This is a genomic window from Micromonospora sp. NPDC047074, from assembly GCF_040643815.1.
Lineage (GTDB): Bacteria > Actinomycetota > Actinomycetes > Mycobacteriales > Micromonosporaceae > Micromonospora.
Window position 1 is genome coordinate 1 of sequence record NZ_JBEYVB010000077.1, and the last position, 5,921, is coordinate 5,921.

Consider the following 5,921-nt stretch of genomic DNA (forward strand, 5'->3'; position numbering starts at 1 on the left):
TTCTCTGTCGGTCGGGGGCGGGGTCGCGGGGGGGGGGGGGGGGGGGGGGCCCCCGCCCCCCCCCCCCCCCACGGCCGGTCCGGCTCAGATCCGGGCGCCGACGTCCGCGCCGTTGGCCGGTCGCAGGAACGCCGACGAGGGGATGGCCCCCGTGGCCGTGCGGGGGCCGGTGATCGTGGCCGGATCCGTGCTGACCAGCGTCCACGTCCCGCCGAGGTTCCACGAGTTGCCGGAGCCGGTGGAGCCGCCCAGCGACACGTTCGTGGTGTTGCCGACCGAGAGGTTGCCGGTGAGCACCGAGGTGGAGCGTGAGACGTTGAAGCCGTCCCTGCCGTTGTCCCACGCGGTGTTGCGGTCGAAGAGCAGCGAGCCGGGATTGCCGTTGTCGATGAACCCGCCGGCCGAGTTGCCCCAGGCCATGCTGTTGCGGGTGACGTGGTCGACCGCCGGGCGCGGGTCCGTGCCGCCGCCGTTCTTGAAGCCGTTGCCGTCACCCGTGTAGTCGGGCAGGCCCCAGTAGTTGTAGCCGTTGTCGTAGGCGACGCTGTTCTCGATCAGAATGGGCGACAGGAACAGCCAGGCGTCGAAGCCGTCGTCGGCGTTGCGCCACAGGCGGGCGCCCCGGACGACGTTGCCCGCGCCGGAGCCCTCCTTGATGGCGAGGCCGTCCGCGCTCTCGCCGTTCTTGCGCGGGTCGCGGTTGCCGTAGCTGTCCAGGTCGATGATGTGGTTGCCCGCGGAGGCGCCCTGCAGGTGCAGGCCGGACTCGTAGTTGTCCCGGGTGACCAGGCGCTCGTAGCGGCCGTTGTTGGTGTCGACCCCGAAGATGCCGTACGGGCCGTTGACGATCTCCAGGCCGACGAACCGCCACCAGTCGCCCTCGACGTGCAGTGCGCCCCGGTCGGCCCGGGGGATCGAGGAGCCCACGGCGCCGGGCGTGTACGGCATGTTCTCCCCGTCGATGACCACGCGCTCACCCTGGTACGCGGTGAGGGTGATCGGCTGGGCCTGGCTGCCGTCCTTGAGGATCTTGATGGTGCTGGTCGGCGCGTAGCTGCCCCCGCGCACGGCGATGGTCCCGCCGGGCTGGACCAGGTCGTGGGCGCGCTGGATGGTCCGTAGCGGCTGGGCCAGCGTTCCCGGGTTGGCGTCGTCGCCGTTGGTGGCGACGACCAGGGTGCCACTGGCCGGCGGGGGAGTGGTCGGCGGCGGAGTCGTCGGCGGTGCGCTGGTCGGCGGCGGCGTGCTCGGGGGAGCGGTGGTGGCCGGCGGGGTGGTCGGCCCCGTGCCGCCGGAGGTCACCCGCACGTCGTCGAAGCTCGCGCCGGCGTACGCGGTGACCAGCGCGATCCGGCCGGCGCCGGTCAGCGTGGCGCTCGCGTTGCCGACCGGGACACCGTCGACGAAGCCGCGTACGGTGCTGCCGGCGGTCTCGATCCGCAGCGTGTGCCACGCGCCGGTGGAGGCGACGCCGCCGGCCGAGCCGAGCACGGTGATCGCGCTGCCGTTGACCGCCTGGAGTTCGGCGCGGCCGTCGGCCAGCAACGACAGCCGGTACATCTTCGTGGAACTGCCGGCCCGCGCGGCGATGCCGACGAGACCGCCGGCGCCGTACGACACCGGCTTGACCCGGGCCTGCATCTCGTAGTCGGTCCAGCTCGTCTGGCCGGCGAACATCCGGGCGAGTTCGCTGCCGGTGTTCGACTGCCCGAGCACCGGCGTCCCGTCGGTGGTCACCGACCAGGCGCCGCCCGACTTCGACCAGCCGTTGCTGTCGCCGTCGCCGAAGTCGTCGGAGAAGAGGGTGGCGGCATGGGCCGTCGCGGACATGGCCGCGGCCAGGGCGAGCGCGGTCGCCGACACGCCGAGGGCGGCGACCGCGCCGCGGGTACGTCTGCTGCGCCTGTCGGGCACGGGTCCTCCTTGCGTGCTGCGGGCACCGTCCGGCTCACCGTCGCGCGACGGTGCCGCGGTCGACGACGTGCGGACAGCATGGGAAAGGGCTTTCCCGTTCTCGACGCTAGGGCGGCCCGGATATCGACGTCAATGCCTGCCGATTGCAGGAATGTTGCACCCGGCGCCGCCGGTGCCCGTGCCCGGGCCGGCCGGCGGCGCCGCTCAGTTGCTCTCGACCTCGATGGCGAACTCGCTCAGCGCGATCCGGTTCGGCAGGCCCGTCTTGCCCAGCAGGCTGGACACGTGCCGTTCCACCGTGCGCGGGGACAGGTGCAGCCGGCTGGCGATCTCCCGGTTGCTCAGCCGGCCGACCAGCAGCCGCAGCACCTCGAACTCCCGCACCGTCACGCCCACCGACCGCAGCCCGGAGGGGATGTCGCCGGCTCCGGAGCGGCGCTGCGTCACGCGTACGCCCGCCTGGCGCAGCAGGGCCCGGCAGGCGCTGGCGACGGCCGGCACGTCGCTGCGGTGGAAGTGCTCCTCGGCGGCGCGCAGCCACTGCACCGGGTGCCCCCAGCCGTCGGCGAGGGCCGCCTCGCAGACCAGCCGCAGCGCGAGGTGCCGGCCCATCGCGTACGGCGCCCCGGCCCGCATCGCCTCGGTCGCCGCCTCCTCGGCAGCCTCCGGTCGCCCGGCCCGGCCGAGAAGCACCGCCTTCGCGAAGAGTGCGAACTGGAGATCCCACCGCAACCGGCTCGAGTCGGCCTGCACCGCCTCGTAGGCAGGCCAGCCGGCCTCGCCGGACATCACCTGGAGCAGCAGGTGCAGGCCGTGCCGGCCGGAGAGGTGGAACACCGTCTCGGCGCTGAACGCCCGGCCCAACTCGTCGAGGGCGCGCGGCCGATCCTCCTCGAGCAGGGCGCAGAAGGCCCTGGCCAGCCCGTGCACGCGCGGCGCGTGCAGGGCCTGGTCGCCGTTCCACCGCCGGAACTCGGCCAGCGCCTGCTCCATCTCCCGACGCCGTCCCTGGTGCCCGGCCAGCACCGCGCTCACCAGCAGCACGTACTGGGTGGTCTCCAGCAGCTTCAGCCGGGTCGTCGCGGCCAGCACCTGCTCGACGAGGCCGCTCGCGGTGTCGAAGTCGCCCCGCAGCACGGCGTGCAGCGCGAGGCTCGCCTCCGCCTGGTGGCGCGCGGTCACCGCGCCGGCCTGGGAGGCGCGTTCCCGGGCCTGTTCGAGCCGGTCCAGGCTGGCGTCGCGCAGCGCGTCGTCGTTGCCGAGCCGGATCAGCGCGTGGATCTCCCAGATCGGCAGCCGGTGCTGGGCGGCGATCGCCAGCGCCCGCTCCAGGCACCGCGTCGCCTCCGCCGGGTCGCGGTGCCGGACCAGCGCGCCGAGGAGCTGCCAGGCCTGGCAGGCCACCACCGGCAGCGGGACGGTCTCGGCGACCGTGGCGGCCCGGCGGGCCAGCGCCTCGGCGGTGGCGAGCTGGTCCTGGCCCGCGGTGTCCAGCGCCAGGTGGGCGGCCACCACGTCGACCGGCGCGGTGTCCTCCGGGGCGGCGTCCGGCCCGAGCAGGGCCCGGGCCTGTTCCACCTGGGCGAGCCCCTCGGCCGACCGGCCGGCGACGGTGGCGGCCCAGGCGAGCCGGGTGTGCAGCTGCGCCCGCCGGCGCGGGTCGACGCCGCCGATCTGCTCCAGGGTGCTGACCGACGCGAGCGCCCGCTCGACGAGCCCCGCCTCGGCCAGGGCGTGCAGCAGGGCTTCGAGGGCGGCCGCGCGGGCCACGGCGTCCCGCTCGCCGAGCAGGCCGATCGCCCGGTCCAACAGGGCGACCGCGGTGGTCGCGCCGCCCTGCGCGATCGCCCGGCGGCCCGCCTCGGTGAACAGCCTGCCGGCCGCCTCCGGGTTGTCGGCCTCCGCGTGCAGGGTGGCCGACACCTGGCACCACTCGCCCGGCAGCCCCGGAAAGACGGCCTCCACCGCGTCGGCCATCCGCTGGGCGAGCCGGGTCCGCTCGCCGGGGCCGAGGAACGACAGCAGCGCCTCGCGGCTGAGCCGGTGCCGGAAGGCGTACCAGTCGGCGAGCTGGTCGTCCTGCGCGACCAACCGCCCGGCGACGTCGCCGCCCAGGTGGTCGAGCACCTCCCGGTCGCTCAGCCCGCTGGCCGCCTGCACCACGACCAGCGGAAACCGCTGGCCCAGGAGCGCGCCCATCGAGAGCAGTTCCCGGGCGGGCGGGCCGAGTTGCTCGACCCCCTGCGCCATGCCCCGGGCCAGTGTGCTCGGCAGGGCGGCGGGCAGCTGTTCCGACATCCGCCAGGCGTCCGGGCCGCCGACCAGCAGCCTGCCGTCGACCATGCCGGCGACGAGTTCCTCGATCAGGAAGGGGTTTCCGGCGCTGCCGGTCGAGACGAGGGAGTGCGCGGCGGCCGGCACCCGCTCCGGATCGGCACCGAGGCAGGCGCCGACCATCTGCCGCAGCCCGTCGTCGTCGAGCCGGCCCAGCTCGATGAGCGTGCACCGACCACGTTGGGCGGCCGACCGGACGATGGACAACGCCGCGCAGGGCTCGGCCCGGATGGCCCCCAGCAGCAGGGTCGGTTGCAGGGCGAGATTGTCGATCAGATATTCCAGTACGGCCAACGTCTCCGTGTCGGCGTCCTGGAGGTCGTCGAGCAGCATCAGGCAACCCCGCCCCGCGCCGGCCACCCCGGTCAGCCGGAGGACGGCCTCGGCGAGGATCACCAGCGACGTGTTCTCCTGGTCCGCCGGTGGCCGCCCCCAGTCGGGGACGAGTCGGCCGAGGACCGGGCCGTACGGGCCGAGCACGGAGGGGTCGACCGGACCGGAGCGGAGCAACGACAGCAGCGCCTCGGTCAGGGGACGCAGCGGCACCGCGGTGCCGATCGTGCTGCCCCTGCCCCGCATCACCCGCATGCCGGCCGCGCCGGCCAGTTCCGTGACCGTCGATGCGAGGCGAGACTTGCCGATGCCGCTCTCGCCGACCACGAAGACCGCACCGCCCAGCCCGGCCTGGGCCGACTCGAGGCGGCCCAGCACCGCGCGCAGCTCGGCGTCCCGACCGATGAACTTCGAGGAGCGGTACACACACGCACGCTATCCGAGGAAGGAGGCGACGGCCCAACGTGGTGCCGTCGCCTCCTTGCCCGGGGCGGCTAGCGGGTCGTCACAGCGGGCGCTCGGGGCAGCAGGTGGTCAGGGGAGCGGCGTCCGCCGCGACCCCGCCGCCGCCGATCAGGCCCCCGACCACCAGGCCCACGGGCACGACCAGGCTGGCGAGGGCGGCCGCGCGGATCCCGAACGTCACGACGGGCTGCGCCCACATCGCCCCGACCGGGTCGTCGATCGGTGCCGCGGAGTCGACCTCGTCGACACGGGACGGGGAGAGCTGGTTCTCGGACAATGTCGTTCCTCCTGATGGTGTGCATGGATTTCCCGGAGCTGATCGCTCCACTGGGGATGGTCATGGCTCGCCCCGGTGCCCGCCTCAGTCCGGCGGCGGTGGGGCAGGGGTCGGCTCCAGCAGCAGGACCGACGGTACCGGTGCGGCCCCGGCGAGCCGGAGCAGCTCGTACCCGATGCCGGCCAGGCCGGTCAGCAGGCCGGGGGTGGGCACCCCGTTCGGGGTCCCGCAGGACGGCCCGTACCGGTCGACGGCGTCGAGGATCCGGCCGAGATGCCGCCGCACCGGGTCGGTGCCGGGCGCGATGCCGTGCAGCGCCTCGGCGATGCCCAGCTCGCCGTGGCAGAGGCTGAGGTCGCCGAGCAGCGGGCGGTCGGTGAGCAGGCGAATCACCTCGTCGGCGCGGTACGCGGGCGCCGGCCCGTCGTCCGGGGCGTGCCGGCGCGGGGCCGGTGCGTCGGGGGCGAGTGCGTTGTGGGGGAGCGCGTTGTGGCCGAGCGCGCTGTGGGCGAGCGCGCTGTGGGCGAGCGCCAGGCCGGCCGCGCCGCGGCACCAGCCGTACCCCGCCGCACCGGCGGTCGGGGGGCCGGCCCGTCGC

General features: G+C 74.9%; 4 protein-coding genes. All 4 read right to left on the minus strand.

The window, feature by feature from the left end; genetic code table 11:
• Positions 1-84: 84 nt before the first annotated feature.
• The gene (locus ABZ809_RS34340) at positions 85-1,914 is read right to left on the minus strand and encodes a family 16 glycoside hydrolase (protein ID WP_357566823.1); all 1,830 of its coding nucleotides are present in this window, start codon (positions 1,912-1,914) and stop codon (positions 85-87) included.
• Between the two features lie 204 nt (positions 1,915-2,118).
• Complete coding sequence (locus ABZ809_RS34345; protein WP_357566824.1) at positions 2,119-5,007, minus strand: AAA family ATPase; 2,889 nt, start codon at positions 5,005-5,007, stop codon at positions 2,119-2,121.
• 79 nt (positions 5,008-5,086) lie between these two features.
• Positions 5,087-5,323 carry a hypothetical protein gene (locus ABZ809_RS34350; RefSeq protein ID WP_357566825.1) on the minus strand — a complete coding sequence of 79 codons (237 nt, stop codon included), beginning with the start codon at positions 5,321-5,323 and terminating at the stop codon, positions 5,087-5,089.
• Positions 5,324-5,407: 84 nt separating this feature from the next.
• A partial coding sequence (locus tag ABZ809_RS34355; RefSeq protein WP_357566826.1) for a lanthionine synthetase LanC family protein occupies positions 5,408-5,921 on the minus strand: 514 nt, incomplete at its 5' end.